Here is a 17,249-nt window from a genome sequence, read left to right on the forward strand (position 1 = left end):
AAGAGAGACCGATGAACATGGCGATTATCGCTGGTAGAACCCGTTTTACGTTACTGATGCTGGCAATACGGCGCCGGATATCACTAACAACACCTGGCGGGTGGTACTGAGCCGTGACGACCTCGATCCGGACAAAGCGCGTCAGATTGAATTGAATAATCAGGGGATGACGCTGTTGCCCCTGAAGGATAAATGATATGCCTCAGCCCTCCCTCTACGAAATGCTGCTCGGCAACTTTGCCGGCGGCCTCAGCCTCCATCAGGTCAGTGAAGACAATCAGGTGATCCTGTCGGTACTCGATAACATGCAGCGCATTCTCAACTGCCGCGCGGGTACGCTCAGCCATCTGCCAGATTACGGCCTGCCGGATATGAGCAAAATCTTGCAGGGGATGCCCGGCACGGCGCACTCCCTGCTGACCACGCTGTCTGACACGCTGCTGAAATATGAGCCACGGCTGAAAAGCCTCAACGTTGTACTGCTGCCGCAATCCATGCCGGGGCATCTGGAATATGGCATCGACGCCGAGCTGAAAGAGTTCGGGCTGGTGCGCTTTGGCACCGCGTTTATGCCGGAAGGCCGGGTGCTGATCCGCCACCTGAAACAACAGAATTACGTTTGATCATCAACACGATGCACCAGAAAGGAATCGACCATGTCTACTGACCGCCAACTGCGCACCGGGGGCGACCCGCGTGCGCTGGCCGACTACGGCGCTTTACGCGAAGAACTGAGCAAATTGACCCATCCGGCGCGCCCGGATGTGGACTGGAAAAAAGTGGAGCAGCTGTGTCTTAGCCTGTTCCAGCAAAATGGCATCGAGCTGCAAACCGCGTCGTGGTACACGCAGGCCAGAACGCAGTTAGTTGGCCTTTTCGGGCTGAACGAGGGATTGGCAGTTATTGAAGCGCTGGTCTCGCGCCAGTGGGCCGGGCTGTGGCCACAGCCGGTGCATGCGCGTATGGAGATCCTCTCCGGTCTGAGCCAAAGGTTGCAGCAGACGCTGCGCAGTATCACGCTGGAATATTGTGATTTGCCGCAAATCTATCAGGCGGAGAAACTGATCAATGCACTGTGTGATGTGCTGCAACGCCTGGAGCTTAAACACGCCAGCCAGTTGTCAGCCCTGAGCACCCTGATGCGTAGCGCCGCCATCAGACTGGAAAATATGCACGCCAGCACTGACTCAGCCGTCGTGCTGCCTGCAACGGTGAAGACCGCAGGGCGGGAATGGGCAGGCGATAACCGCGAGCCCTGGGTGTATGTCGGGCACGCCGAAACGGTGGATCCGCAGGTGCGGATCTCCTGCGCTGCTGTCGCTAAACGCCCAATTCAGTGGAAAGGCTTTGTGGCAGGCGTGGTGATCACAGTATTGGTCGGCAGCGGTATTACTGCGGGCGTGAACGCGTTTTATCATCCACCTGCCGGGGAACAGCTTCTGGCGACACTGCCGGTTCTGCCGAAACCGCTCAATGGGCAGGCGCTGGAGACACTGAAAAACCGCGAGGCCGAGATGTTGAGCCGTGAAGCGCCAGCGCTGATTGCCGCCACGCAGCGGCAAACCAGTCAACTGGCAAGACTGTCGCCACGCTGGGCACAGGATACCGGCACACAGCTGGTCAATCAGACACACGTCCTGTGGCCGGATAACCCAGCCACAGCAACATTGGCAAAAAACTGGGCTCAGCAGATCAACGCCAACGCAACTCCGCTGGCAGACCTCAACGGCTGACACTCAGCCAGCACGCAGTTACAGCAGTTGGCGGATAAGTTAAACGGATTAGATGAACAGCGCGGCAAATATATGACCGTGTCTCAACTGAAATCCTCGGTATTTGCCATTCAGCAGGCGCTGAACAGTTCCACGCCGGTGGAAGAATCACTGAGGAAATTAGCTGAAATGCAGCAGCAAAAAAATGAAGTCTCGCCTCAGTTGCAATGGCAGTTAGATAATCAGTTTATGCAGTTACTTAACCGCTATGTCTTGCTGATGCCACCACCCCAATCCTGACTGACTCCCCTCATTTAATCGAATAATCGAAAGGCCCATCCCGCTGTCATGAGAGAGCATAAAAACACTCAGAATGTGTAATTTATAGCCAGCGTGGTGTCAACTTCATCCTGACGTTGGATAATAGGGCTTTCAGCCACCTTATCACTCAAACGGGTATACTCGGCGTTGATGCCAAGGCCCCATTGCCGGGTATATTGGTGGCTCCACGAGAGTGAGAGCAACCCACCGTAGAGCCCGCCGGCAGCCTGATATTGCCGATAACCGGACTCCTGACTCTGCTTCGCATTGACGCCATAGAATATCTGGTTGTTACGGGCATCTCCGAACAGCGTCGTTGCCTGTAGCGCAAGAAGATCCGATGTATTCTGGAACAACACGCCTGTCACCGATGGCTGATACTGCACGCCCTGGCTATCAGTGAGCGGCAAGATGGCTTTGGCCTCCACCGATATCCAGGGGGAAAACTGCCAGCCAAGCGCCATTGACGTATTCACAGCCCCTTTGATACTCCCCATCCCGTTAAGATTGTCTGCCCCATCGCGCCATGCCGAATTTTTATCATCACGGCCAAAGGCGTACCCCAGCACATGCTCAAAATAGATGCCCGATGACGTTTGCAGGTCATACCCCACCCCCTTTTGTGTATCGATAAAAAACGCGCCAGAACGCGCCTGAACTAAAGGCAATAATGTCCACCGTCGCTCATCCGACCCGCTGTAGCGTGGGGTATTTTGTGCGGCAAGGCCTACTGTAAAGGTATCCTGAGCGGCAGCTGTATTATCGTCGGCATATGCGTTAGTCAGCGTAACGCCGTAGAGAAGGGCGGTGGAATAAAAAGCGATGTCACGCACGTTCATGCTGGTTCCTTATACTTTCGATTGCAGGTGCTGATCTTGTTAGCGCAAGGATATTCAGTATCTTGACCGTTCCTTGAGAATTTATACATCAAATCTGGATAACAACCGTGTTCAATCCTGATATCTGCTTTCAGGGTTAAAATCATGTCGTATTCCTTGCTTATCATCAGTTCCCTTCTTCATCATCTGCACCATGCCACCTTCAGAAAAGCGCTGCCTCTGTTGGGCAGCCTGACGCTCGGTGCCTGCCATACCGATGATCCGCAACCACAGCCGCCAAGGCCAGTGCGAACCGTCACGGTGTCGAGTACCGATCATGGCTCTGCCTATATCATCACGGGTGAAATCCGCCCGCGAGAAGAATCAGCATTAGCCTTTCGTACTGACGGAAAGATCATCGCCCGCCGGGTCGATGTCGGTAATCAGGTTAAGCGCGGTGACGTGATCGCACTACTGGATCCGCAGGTAGCAGAAAATCAGCTTCGCAGCGCCCAGGCAGATTTGGCCAGCGCTGTAGCCGCCGAACGGCTGACTGCCGTCAACCTGAAGCGAATGAACACGCTGGTGAGCACTGGCGCGATAGCACGGATGCAACTCGACGAGGCCAGGGCCAATGAGGACGCAGCCGTGGCGCGCCGTGAAAGCGCGCAGGCCAGCCTGAAGAATTCCGGAGAGCAAGCAGGCTTCACCCGTCTGACTTCACCAGCAGATGGCATCATCACTCGGGTCAACAGCAACCCAGGCCAGGTCGTCAGCACGGGTCAGGAAGTGGTGACGCTGGCTTTACTCACCGGCAAAGATGCGGTGTTTAACGTACCTGAGCCCTTTTTCCAGGACGGTATGACGGATAAAAGCATCACTGTTTCGCTCTTGTCCGATCCCTCGGTGATCGCCACCGGGCAGCTCCGCGATGTCAGTCCACAGGCTGATACCACCACCCGGACCTGGCGCGTCCGCGTGAGCCTCAATGCCCAATCAGAAAAAATGCCCCTCGGCGCAACCGTGCAGGGCAACATTCAACGTCCTGAAAATAACACCTTTGTGGTCCCTGCCTCTGCATTAACAAGACATGGGCAGCAGCCCGCCGTGTATGTGGTTGATCCCAAAAAGCTCACCGTCGGTCTGAAAAATATCACCGTTGCCCGATACAGCGCGTCGGAGATCTTTATCAGCCAAGGTCTCAGCGACGGCGACAGAGTCGTGATCGCGGGTACCAACAAACTTCGGCCGGACGAGAAAGTGACAATCGAGGGGGATCGATAATGAACGCTGCGCCTCATCAAAAATTTAATCTTTCTGCATGGGCTCTGGCGCATCAGCAACTGATGATCTTTTTTATGCTGATCATTATGGCCGCCGGGGTCATGAGCTACCAGAATTTGCCCCGTAACGAAGACCCAGACTTCACCATTAAAACGGCGGTGGTCTCAGCCAGTTGGCCGGGAGCGACCGTTGAAGATACAACGAATTTCGTGACGGACATATTAGAGAAAAAGTTGCAGGAAACGCCGTGGCTGGACTTCATTGAAAGTTACACGCGGGCGGGCCAGGCGATTATCAATGTCAATCTCAAAGACAATACTCCCCCGTCTCAGGTGCAGCACATTTGGTATGTCGTCCGTAAAGAAATGACCGATGTGACAGCAACACTGCCCAACGGCGCAACGACACCGGCGGTGAATGACGAGTTCGATAACACTTTTGGGACGATTTACGGATTTACACGTGATGGCTTTAGTGAAAGAGAATTGCGGGACAAAGTCGATGATGTCCGCGCCGAACTGCTTTCTGTGCCTGATGTCAGAAAAATTGATCTCCTCGGTGTTCAGGAAGAGCAGATAGTGCTGGCGTTTTCATCGCGCAAACTGGCAGGCATGGGGCTTGATATGCAGCAGATCTCGGAGGCCTTGCGTGCTCAGAACGCCGTCACGCCTACTGGCACCCTCCGCACCGACCATGAACTGATTGACCTGCGGGTCAGTGGCGCCTTCATCTCCGAGGAGAGCCTGCGTAACGTCACTCTGCATATCGGTAGCCGGTTTGTACCCTTAACGGATATCGCCACGATCACCCGTCAGCAAGCCCAACCGCCCTCCCCGACATTTCGCGTTAACGGGCAGCCCGCGCTGGGCCTGGCGATTTCCATGGCACCCACGGGCAATATGCTTCAATTTGGCCAGGCCATCCGGGCCAAAATGCAGGAGATCAGCCGCCGCCTTCCTCATGGTATTGAAACCACCACCGTTGCTGACCAGTCGGTGGTGGTTAAAGATGCCATTGGCAGCTTTATACACGTCCTGCTGGAGGCGGTGGCGATTGTGCTGGCGGTCTCCTTTGTCTCTCTCGGGTCGCGCGCCGGGCTGGTGGTGGCGGCTTCGATCCCGATTGTGCTGGCAATGACGTTTATAGGAATGGAGATAGCAGGTATCGGTATGCAACGCATCTCTCTGGGTGCACTGATTATCGCGCTCGGTCTGTTGGTTGATGATGCGATGATCACCGTTGAGGCCATGGTGTCGAGTTTGGAAAAAGGCGTTTTAAAACAACAGGCGGCCACCCACGCCTGGACCACCACCGCCTTTCCAATGCTGACAGGGACGTTGGTGATGATAGCAGGCTTCATTCCCGTGGGCTTTGCCTCCTCCAGTGCAGGTGAATACTGTTACTCGCTGTTTATCGTGGTACTGATTGCGCTGATCTGCTCGTGGATCGTCGCCGTGCTGTTTTCACCGTTGATTGGCGTCTGGCTGCTGGCGGATAAACCCAGGCAGCACACTAACAAAGATGGCCGGATTGCCCGTGGCTACGGATCACTGCTCAACAAAGTGCTGGCGAACCGCGGTATAACGCTTGGCATTGCGCTTGGCCTGCTGGCGCTGTCTATCTTGGCGTCAACACGCATGGAAGGGGAATTTTTCCCTGCGTCAGACCGCCCGGAATTACTTGTCAGCCTGACGCTACCGACCAATGCCTCTCAGGAGGCGACGGCACGCCAGGCAGAGCGACTGGAAGCCATTCTGAAAACCGACAAGGATGTAGAACATTTTTCCACTTATGTCGGTTCGGGCGCGGTGCGCTTTTACTTGCCGATGGACGTACTTCTGAATAACGAAGACACGGCGCAACTGGTGGTCGTCGCCAAAGGCTTAAAACAGCGTGATGCGCTGCGGGCCAGACTGCAAAAAAGGCTTCAACAGGAATTCAGCGATCTGACTTCACGCGTATCGCCTTTGGAGCTGGGACCTCCGGTTGGCTGGCCGTTGAAATATCGCGTTTCGGGCCCGGATATCAGCCGGGTACGCGATATTTCGCTCGGGCTGGCAACGCTGGTGGGGAAAAACCCCAACACGCGCGAAACCAACCTGACGGCGGGCGAACCGGCGCGCGTGGTAAAAGTGTCGGTGAACCAGACCGAAGCGCGGGCGGTGGGGCTGAGTTCAGAACAGGTCGCCAGCAGACTGGCAGCCATGTATTCAGGCACCACCATCACCTCAGTTCGCGATCGAACCCGGTTGGTCGATGTCGTCTTGCGCGGCGTGGACCGTGAGCGTCGCGATATCGATACCCTTTCAACACTGCAATTCTCCACCTCGGACGGTAACGCGATTCCGCTACAACAGATTGCCAACATTTCCTATGGTATTGACGAGCCTGTGATTTGGCGCAGACAACGGGTACCTTTCATTACGGTGCAAACCGATGTCGCTCCCGGTATTCAGGCGACAGCGGCCTCGGAAAGTCTGGCGCCTCAGATCGCGAAATACCGCGCATCATTGCCTGCCGGATACGATATCGATGAAGCCGGAACCGTGGTGGAGTCTGACAAAGGCAACAGTTCTGTGTATAGCGCGCTGCCTGTTGCGGGGATTATCATGCTGATTTTACTGATGATTCAGTTAAAGACATTTTCCAGAATGCTGCTTGCTCTGCTGATGGCTCCGTTCGGCATGATCGGTGTTGTGGGCGCCATGTTGCCGACCGGAACGCCGATGGGTTTTGTGGCGTTGCTCGGTATCATCGCGCTGGCAGGCATGATTATTCGCAATGCGGTTATCCTCATTAGTGAAGTGGATACCCATCTCAGTGACGCAATGGCACCGGCAGACGCGATCATTGCCGCAGCAAAACACCGCTCCCGCCCCATTGTGCTCACCGCCTGCGCGGCAATTTTGGGCATGGTCCCGATCTCTCAACAGGTATTTTGGGGGCCTATGGCCTTCGCGGTTATCGGCGGGCTGCTGGTCGCCACCGTGTTCACCTTAACCGTTCTCCCTGCCGTAATAAGTGTGGTGCTTCAGTGGGAACAGCGAAAAAAACACCACGCACAATGACATGAATAAGAGCAAAGAGGGCAAGGTGATATCGATGTCACCCGATGAAAGCCACATTCATACTGAGAAGGTTTTGGTTTCCAATTTAGGGCTTTCATTCCTTGGTCTGAAATTCAGAAACCGCTATGCTGTGGAAAATGACCGACACCGAGATTCATCCTGCTCATGGCAAAGAAAATTGAAACCGCACCTTCCGTCTTTGATCATCTGAAAGATGACGACAGTTTTGACCTGTGGGGCCGCTCTGGCCTCAGTACTGCGCTTAACAAAGCCAAACCTAAAACGCCGGATAACGACGCAATAGCCGCTGCCCGCAAGCTGATTAACGGCAGTAAAGATCAGACGAAGTAGTTACTGCAAGTCAGGTAGCCCCTTGGCCCCATCGGGTCGGGGGTTATCACTCACGCCACGTGCCGCTGCAATCCTCATCACATTTACCAAAAATGTATCAATTTTTCTCATTCGCCATCATTGGCAGGTTCTCAACATCTTCATTTTTAACATTCACGGCTTTATTAATGAACCGTTAGAGTCATAGATTAGTTTTGTTAAATCCTTGCTAACCTGTGCGTAACGCCATCAAAGATGGCAATAATCAGCCACATTGCGCGCCCTAAAAAATATCTCTATTCCTCTCAACCCCCCCCGGTTATCTTCGTCTGTCCAACTTGCGCGGCTCACTTAACACAGTGTTGCTATGTGATTTTTAGTCGGCGTTTTTTGCTGATAATTTAACCGAATCAATATTGACCTATCTTTCAATTTCACTTCTGAGGAACACATTATGATTGGTGCAGCGCAGGCCAGAGACGTGGTATCGATGGACCCTGAAATCGTCATGGCGATTATCGGCATGGCTGGCTGGGGCGGGATTGTCCGCTATATCATGCTGAGGGCCACCAAACCGGTAATGGCTGATATCTTGGCATGTCTGTTACAGATCGTGGTTTCCTGCTTCAGCGGGATGCTACTCAGCATCTGGGTACTATCGAGAAACGCCAACGACGACAAGGTGTTGATCATCGCGGGGCTGGGTGGCGTATTTGCCGGGCCAATCATTACCCTGCTTGGCAAGAAAATAACGGCCTTTATCGAGAATGCCACACCAGCGTCGAAATAATGGCGCTTATCCCTTCCGGGGCCAGTCTGTTAAACAGGCCCCGGGCATTAAACTGACGCCTGCCATTCCTTCCCGTCTGTTTCCGCTATAAGCATAGTCACTTCCAGTACTGGACATCTATACGTCCAAAACGTAATCTGAATTTTCATTGCAAATCATTCACTCAGGTTATGTAAGGAAAGCCCAGCCTATGCGCACACCCGTTCTCGCTTTTACCCTGCTCGCTACCTCGCTGTTTTCTGCGGTTTCCCATGCCGGTGCTACGCTGGACCGCGTGACGAAAACCGGTGTCCTGCATAATGTCATCGTTAACGACTACCCGCCGTTTGGCTTTATTGATGACAACAACCAGCTGGCCGGTTTTGATGTCGACGTGGCAAAAGCCGTGGCAGAGCGGATGGGCGTTAAGCTGGAAGTCACCGCGCCGGGTTGGGAAACCATTATCGGCGGCAACTGGCGTGGGCGCTGGGATACCTGTATCTGCTCGATGACCCCCAACGTTGAACGCGCCAAAGTGCTGAATTTTGTGGTGCCGTATTACAGCTCTCCGGCAGTGCTGGTGGTGAATAAGAGTGATGACCGCATCAAGTCCGCCGCCGATCTGAGCAATAAGAAAGTCGGCATTGGTATTGGCTCAAGTTATGAAACCTATCTGCAAAAAACACTGGTGATCCCGGGCACCAAGCCGATCGCCTTCCCGTTTGACAACGTGCAGGCCATTCCCAGCGACGAAGAGGTGGCGTTCCAGAATCTGGCCCTCGGCCCCGGCGTACGCCTGGATGCCATCGTCTCTGACTTAGCCACCGCCAATGCGCGCATCAAGCGCAATCCGGCATTCAAAATTGTCACCGAGCTGTACGCCGAACCAAACTGGGTCGCTACCGATAAGGGCGATGCCGAGTGGGATAAGAAAGTCGCCGATACCATCAAATCTCTGCGCGATGACGGCACTTTGGCGAAGATCTCCCAACACTGGCTGGGCGAAGACATCACCAAAGAGGCGCCGTAACGGATGGCGCCGCTTCCTGAGGTCAAAACTAGCCCGCCCGATACCCAGACCCTGCCACCTGCTGATACCGGCATGTTTACCAGTCCGCGTGCGTTTAAGATAAAAACTGCGCTTACCTGGCTGATTCTGCTCAGTTTAGTGCTGGGGCTGTTCGGCAAAATGGGGCTGCAATGGGATCTTATTGAGCAGAAATTGCCTTTCCTGTTGGGTCTGCGTCTGTCGCCGGATGGTTTTATTCAGGGCGCGGCGCTGACTATCCTGATCACCGCCTGTTCGATGTTTTTCTGCCTGTTTCTGGGACTTATCACCGCACTAGGCCGCATGTCGGACAATGCGCTGGCCTTCGGTTGCGCCACCTTTTATGCCTCGCTGTTTCGCGGTACGCCGCTGCTGGTCCAGGTGCTGATTATCTATCTGGCACTGCCGCAAGCGGGCATTGTGCTGGGTGCGCTGAGTTCGGGCATTATTGCGCTGTCGCTCAATTACGGTGCCTATCTGGCAGAAACCATCCGCAGCGGCGTACTGTCGGTGCCCCGTGGGCAGAAAGAGGCGGCGATGGCGCTGGGCCTCTCGTCATGGACGGTGGCCGTCCACGTCACCGCCCCGCAGGCGCTGCGCATCATCATTCCCCCCGCCGGTTCGATGTTTATTTCCATGCTGAAGGATTCATCGCTGGTGTCGCTGATGGGCCTGTGGGAACTGAATTTTCTGGCGCAGTCTTACGGGCGCAGCACCTACCGTTATATGGAAATGCTGGCCACCGCCGCCGCGATATACTGGATGATGTCCATTGTGCTGGAACTGTTCCAAAGCCGCCTGGAACGGCGCTTCGGGCAGGGTTATCGCCGTTAATCGCTTTCTAGAGCTTTCAAAATAAGTCGCAGGTATGCCATGTCTTTTCCACAAGATTTCCGATTAATTTCCTATTTATCGACACTGGAACATGCGGTGCGCTTTCCGCTGTCGTCCTCATACCCTGAATCGATGAACATCGATACGCTGTTTGAACTGGCAGGAATTGAACACCGCCAGCCGTTTATGCAGGCGATGCTCGACTATCCGCCGCTGCGCGGAACGCCGGAGCTGCTGGAGGCGATAGCCGGGACTTACGACAACGTCGACACCGGGCAGATCATCAGCTTTGCCGGTGCCGATGAAGCGATTTATGCCAGTTTTCATGCGCTGCTGGACACCGGCGATCACGCCATTGTCATCACGCCAAATTATCAGTCGCTGGAAAGCGTACCGCTGTCGCGCTGCGACGTCACCGGCGTGGCACTGGAGGCTGAAAACGGCTGGGCGCTGGACGTCGAAAAAGTCCGCGCTGCGCTGCGCCCCAACACCAAAGTGCTGGTGATCAACTTCCCGCACAACCCAACCGGCGCGCTGATAAGCCATCAGCAGTTGGATGAGCTGGTGTCGATGTGCCGCGAGCGCGGCGTGTGGATCTTCTCTGACGAAGTTTACCGGCTGACCGAATTCAACCCCGCTGACCGCCTGCCGCAGTTGGCTGACATTTACGAGCGCGGCATCTCGCTGAACGTTACGTCGAAAGCCTACGGTTTGCCGGGGCTGCGCATCGGCTGGGTCGCCTGTCAGGACCACGCCTGGCTGCTGAAACTGGAACGGATGAAGCAGTATCTGTCGATCTGCAACTCTATTCCCGGTGAGATGCTGACCACGCTGGCCCTCAATGCCCGCGCACCCATCCTCGATCGGGTGATGCAGCGCTCACGCGCCAATTTGCAATCACTGACCGATTTTCTGGCGCGCTACCCGCAGACTTTTGAGCTGACTTTGCCGAAAGCCGGGGTGCTGGCGTTTGCCCGCTATAAAGGTGCGGAAGGGGCTGAAGCTTTTGCCACGCGGCTGGTCGAAGAAACGGGCGTAATGGTGATCCCGTCCGTGACCTACGCGTCGGAGCTGACGCTGGTTGCAGAAGACTTTCTGCGTATCGGATTCGGACGGGCCAATCTCGAAGAAGCGCTGGGCGTATTCGACCGCTGGCTGGACCAGCGTTCATTCAAATAACACAACGCAAAAGCCCGCCAGAACTGGCGGGCCGTGATGAAGCGTTCAGACACAGGAGAACGTCACCCGAGAGCGGTTACTGACTCATCGCATCTTTTTTCATGGCATCTTTCGACATCGCGTCTTTACTCATGCTGTCTTTTTTCATGTGATCTTTAGACATTTTATCTTTCGACATACAGTCTTTACCCATCGCGTCTTTGCCCATCTGATCTTTACCCATACTGTCTTTTTTCATGCAGTCATGGGACATCTTGCTCATCGTGTCTTTAGACATGGAATCAGCCGCCTGAGTCACGCCAGCGAACCCCATCATTGCAGCAGAGACCATCATTACCGCCATCAGTTTTTTCATGGTATTTCCTTTATTTAAAGTAGGTTGCACCGTTGTGCAGGTAAAAAATCTCATTGAGCTTAGGGGCGTTATTGTTGCAGCCAGTTTGGAGACGGCCAGCGCGGAACAACCGGAGCGTACATGCAGTACGTGAGGATTGTGAGCACTGCCCGGATTCAAAATGGCAAATAAAATAGCCCCTTACTTAACTTCCGCCGAACCAGTTGTAACCCTGATCTTCCCAATAACCCCCGGTGTACTTATTGGTAATTTCAATCACTTCGATATGCTTTGGATTCTTGTAGCCGAGCTTGGTCGGCATACGCAGTTTCATCGGGAAACCGTATTGACGCGGCAGGATTTGCCCGTCATAAGTCAGTGCCAACAGGGTTTGCGGGTGTAATGCCGTCGCCATGTCGATGCTGGTGTAGTACTCATCAGCGCATTTAAAGCTGACATATTCTGCCGTGAGATCGGCACCAATCAGTCGCAGGAAATCGCCGAACGGTACCCCGCCCCACTTGCCAATCGCGCTCCAGCCTTCGACACAAATATGACGGGTGACCTGGCTGACCTGCGCCATCTGGTAGAGCGTCGCCAGCGACCATTCGCGCTTATCCAGCGCCAGCCCGGCGATCTTCAGGCGGTAATCGTTGCCGTTGACCTCCGGTGCTTCGTCTTCGGCGTAAAAGGCGTTAAACGGGAATGGCCGGGTGATCATCGACTCGGCATACACCGGCGCCAGCCGGGTTGAGCCAAACAGCCAGCCCTGCACGCGGTCGTTAAAGCCGGAGACTTTCACCAGCGCGTTTTCGACGCTGGCGTTGTCGCTGATGTCGCAACCGGTGAGCATTGCCATACCGCCGAGCGTCAGCCCCTGTTGTAAAAAACGGCGGCGTGACGGCGCGTCAAGATGGCGGATAATCTGCTTCTGCGCCTCCTGCACGATGGCTTCACTGTCTGACGAACTGAAAATCTGACGGATACTTTTTTTAATGATGTTCTTCATGGCTGTTCCTTAGCGTCCGCGCAGCATGGCCAGCAGGGTTTTCGGCACCAGCGCCACCATCATCAGATGCAGGGCGACAAATCCCACCAGCGAAGCCATCGCCAGGAAATGTACGTAGCGGGCGGTATCAAATCCCCCCAGCAGTTCGCGCAGCAGCGGAAACTGTACCGACTTCCACACCACCAACCCGGAGAGCACCAGAATGATGCCGTCGAACATCACGAAGACGTAGGCCGCACGCTGCACCATGTTGTAGTGGCGCAGATCGGCATGAGCCAGTTTGCCACGCAGCGCAGCAACTAAATCACGCAGAATGCCGCGCGGCGTCAGCGGCCAGAATTTACGTTTCATCCGCCCGGTGACGATATTCATCAGCAGATAAAACAGGCCGTTGAAACCAAACAGCCACATTCCGGCGAAGTGCCACTGGATGCCGCCACCCAGCCAGCCGCCCAGCGTCAGGCTGCGGGAGAAACTAAAATCAAACAGCGGCGAGGCGTTATAAATCTGCCAGCCGCTGGTGACCATAATCAGTACCGCCAGCGCATTCAGCCAGTGGGTCAGGCGCAGCCACAGCGGATGGACAATCTCCGGTTTGGCTTTGCTTTTTTGCGGTGAGAAGTCTGTGTGTAGCGTCATGGTTATATCTCTGCATCCGCCCTGTCGATGAAGCGAGTATTGAGCGGATTTGTTCCCCAAGACCTCACGCAAAGTTAAATAAAATGTGATAACTCTGGCTAAGGCGCTTGTGTAGACTGCAGGCAAGACCGCTGCCGCTGAATCAGACGCAGGACGTGATGGAAAAACCCAATGGATAAGCCCAAAAAGATTTTGATCGTGGAAGATGACAGCCATATCGCCGAACTACTGAGCCTGCATCTGCGCGACGAAGGTTTCGAGATAACCCATGCCGGTGACGGCAATCTGGGCGTGGCGCAGCTGGAGAAAGGCGGCTGGGACGCGCTGATCCTTGACCTCATGCTACCGGGTATCGACGGGCTGGAGATCTGCCGCCGCGCACGCAATATGACGCGCTACACGCCGATCATCATCATCAGCGCACGTTCCAGTGAAGTGCATCGCGTACTTGGTCTTGAACTGGGGGCCGACGACTATCTGGCGAAACCTTTTTCCATGCTGGAACTGGTGGCACGGGTCAAAGCACTGTTTCGCCGTCAGGAAGCCATGAGCCGCAACATGAAAATGGATGCCGGTACCCTGAGTTTTTCCGGGCTGGTGATTGACCCTATTGCGCGGGAAGTGGTGCTGAATCAGCAGACAATCGATCTCACGCCGCGTGAATTCGACCTGCTCTATTTCTTCGCCAAAAATCCCGGCAAGGTCTTTTCGCGCCTCAGCCTGCTCAACCAGGTGTGGGGATATCAGCACGAAGGCTATGAACATACGGTAAACACCCATATCAACCGGCTGCGCATCAAGATCGAAAACAACCCGGCCGAGCCGGAACGCATTCTGACCGTATGGGGCAAAGGCTATAAATTTATGTCGTCAGCGGAAGACGCGCAGGGGTAGATGATGAAAAAATTGACGCTTTCGCAACGCCTGACACTGGTGTTTATTGGGCTCTTGATTGCCTGCAGTCTGGTTTCCGGTTATATGCAGGTGCGTTCCAGCAACCAGTACAGCCAGGCGGTGATTCAGCGGTTGTCAGCCAATCTGGCGACGCAGATCGCGGCCAATAATCCGCTGCTGAGCCAGAACGGGCTGAACCCGGATGCGGTAAAGACCTTGTTCAACCAACTGATGGCGGTGAATCCGAGCGTCGAAGTTTACCTGCTCGACCAGGACGGCAATATTGTCGGCAACGCCGCACCGGCCGGCAAACTACAGCGTCAGCGTATAGATTTATCGCCGGTGCAGGCTTTGCTGAACGGGGCACAAATGCCGGTGTATGGCGACAACCCGCGTGCGCCAGATGCGCGGCAGGTATTCAGCGCCGCGCCGCTGAAAGCCGATGGCGTGGTCAAAGGCTACGTCTACATCGTGCTGCTGGGTGATGACTACTCGGCACTGGCCAGTAAGGCACAATATCAGTCAGCGGTTTATATGGCGCTGAGATCCGTGGGGATGGTGGTGCTGTTCGGCCTGCTGGCCGGAGCGCTGGCGTTTCGCTGGGTGACCCGCCCGGTGCGTAAGCTGACGGCGCAAATCGCCAACCTCGACAGCGGCGGCATGGAGGCCATTCAGGCGCTGGCCAAAATCCCGGTGCCGGACGGTCAGCCACGCGATGAAGTCGCCCAGCTGCAACAGGCATTTGTCGGCATGGCAAAGCGTATCGATCAACAGTGGCAAAGCCTGATGACGCAGGACCAGCAGCGGCGCGAGTTTATCGCCAATATTTCCCATGACCTGCGTACGCCACTCACCTCGCTGCACGGCTATCTGGAAACGCTGTCGATGAAAGCCGACCATTTGACCGCTGACGAGCGCCAACGCTATCTCAGTATTGCTTTGGCTCAGAGCCGCAAAGTCGGGCGTCTGGCACAAGAGCTGTTCGAACTGGCACGGCTGGAATATGGCGTGGTGAAACCGCAGAAAGAGCCGTTCTCCCTGTGCGAACTGGTCAACGATGTGTTTCAGAAATTTGAGCTGGCGGCGGAGGCACGCCAGCAGAAACTCACTGCCGATATCGCCCCTGGCATTCCGCTGGTCAATGCCGACTTAGGCATGATAGAGCGTGTACTGACCAATCTGCTGGACAATGCCCTTCGCCACACACCGGAGGGGGGGACTATCAGCATCCGCCTGTGGAAACAGAATCAGCGGGTGATGGTGGAACTCAACGACAGCGGGCCGGGTATCGCGCCGGAGCTGAAGGCCAATCTGTTTGTCCGCCCGTCGATCCTCAGCACCAACAAACACCGCGCCGGCGGACTGGGCCTGATGATTGTACGGCGAATTTTGCAACTGCACGGCAGCGATATTAGGTTGCTTGAACCGTCAGACAAAGGGGCCTGCTTTCAGTTTTCAGTGCCGGTATAGCGCCAGAGCGGCAATGAAAAAATGGGCGATCAGCGATCGCCCATTCAGTTTTCCCCGGTCAAGAGTGACCTTACCGCCAAAGACTATTTACAGGCTTTTATCTCTTTCTATTGTGACCATTCGCCAGTGAACTCAGGGTTGCCAGGTTCATTATTTTGGGTCCAATAATGAGGTTAAAATAAAAATGGGGCTGCAATTTACGCATAATGAATGCCTTATTTGCGTTATGTTAGAAGAGTGGAGCACTCTGTTATAGAACCTGTTTAGTATTTTGCAGGATCGCCCATAGGAGCAACCCAGCATTAACAGGGTAATGCGCATCTGCAAAACCAGTCATTAAAATAGAAACATCATTCATCATAAATATTTAATGAGGAAGATATCTGCATATAACAACTGACATTATCAACGGGAGATAATGTCGGCTTTATGGAAAAAATAACACTCAACCGTTTTAATGAAACGCATAAAAACGATTATTTAGTGGAATTAACGTCACTATGCACATTAAAAAATCGTGCTACTGCGAATAAATGTTAATTTATTTCAACACATCTTAACGACGAAACCATATTATATACGGCCTGAGACTTTACCGAGCAAGTCAGAAAACTGGCATAAGTCACTAATTTTTCGTAGAGTATTTCATCTGGCAGGGGAAACATCATTAATTTACTGTGTCGTTTTTGCATAAAATGCTCTGCTACTTTCCGTGGGAAAATAGATATCATTTCGCTGCTTTCAACCGCAGTGATCACCCCATTAATTGAAGATGAATCATAGATCACTTTTATCATACCCGTGTATTCACTGCTGACTTTGCAGGTAAAAGTACTTCTTCTTCCCTGTTTCTCGTTATGACAATAAACCGCATGAGGCAAGGTATAATAGTGATATAATGTAAAAAACTCCTGAGCAGCCAGTAAACTGCTATTACTACACACAACAACAAATTCATCATCACAATCAACTTCTACGGATGTAATGCTATTGTGTGTCAAAGGGAAATTACTCAAAATGATGTCATTGGATACCTGCAATAAATTCTTCACACAGTCATCATGATTTAATATCATTAAGTTGGTAAAAGAAACCAGAGTGTCACTGAAATCCCTCTGCTGATAAAATGTCTGAAAGTAGTAATTCTCCATCAGGTCAGAACACATTATTTTAAGTGTTAACATAGAGTGTTCTTGATGTTTAGCGGTATATACCACATCATCAATAATACCAATAGCGCGAGAAAATGACTCATGAATATTAGTCGCTATTGACGTAGGCTTCATACCTTGAGCCGTACGGGTAAAAAGCTCCAGGCCTAAATGCTGTTGCAGTTTATTGATAGAAAGACTGACGGCTGAAACTGAAAGCTCAAGATTTTCTGCAGCCCGTGAGAGGCTACCTGATACTATAACTTGGTTCATTATTTTGATCAGGTTATAATCAAACTTAGAGCTTTTACTGTAGTTCATTACTCTTCTCCGCTATGCAAAATTGGAGCGTACATCATTAACATTGTGGTGTTATAAATAAAGTAAAA

Annotated in this window: 15 protein-coding genes and 2 pseudogenes; 12 read left to right on the forward strand and 5 right to left on the reverse strand. The window is 53.4% G+C overall.

Going from position 1 to position 17,249, the window contains the following annotated elements; translation table 11 throughout:
- Positions 1 to 46 precede the first annotated feature (46 nt).
- The 3 genes and pseudogenes from EAH77_RS25555 to EAH77_RS14825 all read left to right on the forward strand — a co-directional run.
- Positions 47 to 196 (forward strand): annotated as a pseudogene (locus EAH77_RS25555) (type VI secretion system lipoprotein TssJ); the annotation flags it as partial.
- A gap of 1 nt (position 197) precedes the next feature.
- A complete protein-coding gene (gene tssE / locus EAH77_RS14820) occupies positions 198 to 623 on the forward strand; it encodes a type VI secretion system baseplate subunit TssE (protein ID WP_140473565.1) in 426 nt (141 codons plus the stop codon).
- 33 nt (positions 624 to 656) lie between these two features.
- Positions 657 to 2,012: pseudogene (locus tag EAH77_RS14825) on the forward strand (VasL domain-containing protein).
- A 68-nt stretch (positions 2,013 to 2,080) separates the two neighbouring features.
- Here EAH77_RS14825 and EAH77_RS14830 read toward each other — a convergent pair.
- Positions 2,081 to 2,872 carry a MipA/OmpV family protein gene (locus EAH77_RS14830; protein WP_140473566.1) on the reverse strand — a complete coding sequence of 264 codons (792 nt, stop codon included), beginning with the start codon at positions 2,870 to 2,872 and terminating at the stop codon, positions 2,081 to 2,083.
- 144 nt (positions 2,873 to 3,016) lie between these two features.
- Between EAH77_RS14830 and EAH77_RS14835 the strand changes: the two genes are divergently transcribed.
- The 7 genes from EAH77_RS14835 (at position 3,017) to EAH77_RS14865 (ending at position 11,363) form a co-directional block, all read left to right on the forward strand.
- Positions 3,017 to 4,135 (forward strand): efflux RND transporter periplasmic adaptor subunit, encoded by a 1,119-nt coding sequence (locus tag EAH77_RS14835; protein ID WP_140473567.1) that lies wholly within the window; start codon positions 3,017 to 3,019, stop codon positions 4,133 to 4,135.
- A complete protein-coding gene (locus EAH77_RS14840) occupies positions 4,135 to 7,203 on the forward strand; it encodes an efflux RND transporter permease subunit (RefSeq protein ID WP_140473568.1) in 3,069 nt (1,022 codons plus the stop codon). Before EAH77_RS14835 ends, EAH77_RS14840 begins: the two co-directional genes overlap by 1 nt.
- 165 nt (positions 7,204 to 7,368) lie before the next feature.
- Positions 7,369 to 7,554, forward strand: coding sequence for a hypothetical protein (locus tag EAH77_RS14845; RefSeq protein ID WP_140473569.1), 186 nt, complete (start codon positions 7,369 to 7,371; stop codon positions 7,552 to 7,554).
- A gap of 433 nt (positions 7,555 to 7,987) precedes the next feature.
- The gene (locus tag EAH77_RS14850; protein WP_140473570.1) at positions 7,988 to 8,323 is read left to right on the forward strand and encodes a phage holin family protein; all 336 of its coding nucleotides are present in this window, start codon (positions 7,988 to 7,990) and stop codon (positions 8,321 to 8,323) included.
- 190 nt (positions 8,324 to 8,513) lie between these two features.
- Positions 8,514 to 9,332: a transporter substrate-binding domain-containing protein gene (locus EAH77_RS14855; RefSeq protein WP_140473571.1), complete on the forward strand. Its 819-nt coding sequence runs from the start codon at positions 8,514 to 8,516 to the stop codon at positions 9,330 to 9,332.
- Positions 9,333 to 9,404: 72 nt separating this feature from the next.
- On the forward strand, positions 9,405 to 10,184 hold the full coding sequence (locus EAH77_RS14860; protein ID WP_140473604.1) for an amino acid ABC transporter permease: 780 nt from the start codon (positions 9,405 to 9,407) through the stop codon (positions 10,182 to 10,184).
- A gap of 39 nt (positions 10,185 to 10,223) precedes the next feature.
- Positions 10,224 to 11,363 (forward strand): aminotransferase class I/II-fold pyridoxal phosphate-dependent enzyme, encoded by a 1,140-nt coding sequence (locus tag EAH77_RS14865; protein WP_140473572.1) that lies wholly within the window; start codon positions 10,224 to 10,226, stop codon positions 11,361 to 11,363.
- A gap of 76 nt (positions 11,364 to 11,439) precedes the next feature.
- On the opposite strand, the gene EAH77_RS14870 is transcribed toward EAH77_RS14865, so the two are convergent.
- The 3 genes from EAH77_RS14870 to EAH77_RS14880 form a co-directional block, all read right to left on the reverse strand.
- Entirely contained in the window at positions 11,440 to 11,718 is a 279-nt protein-coding gene (locus EAH77_RS14870; RefSeq protein WP_140473573.1) for a pentapeptide MXKDX repeat protein, read from the reverse strand.
- Between the two features lie 184 nt (positions 11,719 to 11,902).
- On the reverse strand, positions 11,903 to 12,706 hold the full coding sequence (locus EAH77_RS14875; RefSeq protein ID WP_140473574.1) for a molybdopterin-dependent oxidoreductase: 804 nt from the start codon (positions 12,704 to 12,706) through the stop codon (positions 11,903 to 11,905).
- Between the two features lie 9 nt (positions 12,707 to 12,715).
- On the reverse strand, positions 12,716 to 13,345 hold the full coding sequence (locus EAH77_RS14880; protein WP_140473575.1) for a cytochrome b/b6 domain-containing protein: 630 nt from the start codon (positions 13,343 to 13,345) through the stop codon (positions 12,716 to 12,718).
- Positions 13,346 to 13,516: 171 nt separating this feature from the next.
- On the opposite strand from EAH77_RS14880, the gene EAH77_RS14885 reads away from it, so the two are divergent.
- Entirely contained in the window at positions 13,517 to 14,239 is a 723-nt protein-coding gene (locus EAH77_RS14885) for a response regulator transcription factor (protein ID WP_140473576.1), read from the forward strand.
- Positions 14,240 to 14,242: 3 nt separating this feature from the next.
- On the forward strand, positions 14,243 to 15,709 hold the full coding sequence (locus EAH77_RS14890; RefSeq protein WP_140473605.1) for a sensor histidine kinase: 1,467 nt from the start codon (positions 14,243 to 14,245) through the stop codon (positions 15,707 to 15,709).
- Positions 15,710 to 16,245: 536 nt separating this feature from the next.
- Here EAH77_RS14890 and EAH77_RS14895 read toward each other — a convergent pair.
- The gene (locus EAH77_RS14895; protein WP_140473577.1) at positions 16,246 to 17,181 is read right to left on the reverse strand and encodes a LysR family transcriptional regulator; all 936 of its coding nucleotides are present in this window, start codon (positions 17,179 to 17,181) and stop codon (positions 16,246 to 16,248) included.
- Positions 17,182 to 17,249 lie beyond the last annotated feature (68 nt).

The organism is Ewingella americana, assembly GCF_006438725.1.
Taxonomy (GTDB): Bacteria; Pseudomonadota; Gammaproteobacteria; order Enterobacterales; family Enterobacteriaceae; genus Ewingella; species Ewingella americana_A.

Excerpts from the sequence above, each read along its gene's own strand:
- tssE (WP_140473565.1), top strand. The coding sequence starts at position 198 with ATGCCTCAGCCCTCCCTCTACGAAATGCTGCTCGGCAACTTTGCCGGC.
- EAH77_RS14830 (WP_140473566.1), bottom strand. The coding sequence starts at position 2,872 with ATGAACGTGCGTGACATCGCTTTTTATTCCACCGCCCTTCTCTACGGC.
- EAH77_RS14835 (WP_140473567.1), top strand. The coding sequence starts at position 3,017 with ATGTCGTATTCCTTGCTTATCATCAGTTCCCTTCTTCATCATCTGCAC.
- EAH77_RS14840 (WP_140473568.1), top strand. The coding sequence starts at position 4,135 with ATGAACGCTGCGCCTCATCAAAAATTTAATCTTTCTGCATGGGCTCTG.
- EAH77_RS14845 (WP_140473569.1), top strand. The coding sequence starts at position 7,369 with ATGGCAAAGAAAATTGAAACCGCACCTTCCGTCTTTGATCATCTGAAA.
- EAH77_RS14850 (WP_140473570.1), top strand. The coding sequence starts at position 7,988 with ATGATTGGTGCAGCGCAGGCCAGAGACGTGGTATCGATGGACCCTGAA.
- EAH77_RS14855 (WP_140473571.1), top strand. The coding sequence starts at position 8,514 with ATGCGCACACCCGTTCTCGCTTTTACCCTGCTCGCTACCTCGCTGTTT.
- EAH77_RS14860 (WP_140473604.1), top strand. The coding sequence starts at position 9,405 with ATGTTTACCAGTCCGCGTGCGTTTAAGATAAAAACTGCGCTTACCTGG.
- EAH77_RS14865 (WP_140473572.1), top strand. The coding sequence starts at position 10,224 with ATGTCTTTTCCACAAGATTTCCGATTAATTTCCTATTTATCGACACTG.
- EAH77_RS14870 (WP_140473573.1), bottom strand. The coding sequence starts at position 11,718 with ATGAAAAAACTGATGGCGGTAATGATGGTCTCTGCTGCAATGATGGGG.
- EAH77_RS14875 (WP_140473574.1), bottom strand. The coding sequence starts at position 12,706 with ATGAAGAACATCATTAAAAAAAGTATCCGTCAGATTTTCAGTTCGTCA.
- EAH77_RS14880 (WP_140473575.1), bottom strand. The coding sequence starts at position 13,345 with ATGACGCTACACACAGACTTCTCACCGCAAAAAAGCAAAGCCAAACCG.
- EAH77_RS14885 (WP_140473576.1), top strand. The coding sequence starts at position 13,517 with ATGGATAAGCCCAAAAAGATTTTGATCGTGGAAGATGACAGCCATATC.
- EAH77_RS14890 (WP_140473605.1), top strand. The coding sequence starts at position 14,243 with ATGAAAAAATTGACGCTTTCGCAACGCCTGACACTGGTGTTTATTGGG.
- EAH77_RS14895 (WP_140473577.1), bottom strand. The coding sequence starts at position 17,181 with ATGAACTACAGTAAAAGCTCTAAGTTTGATTATAACCTGATCAAAATA.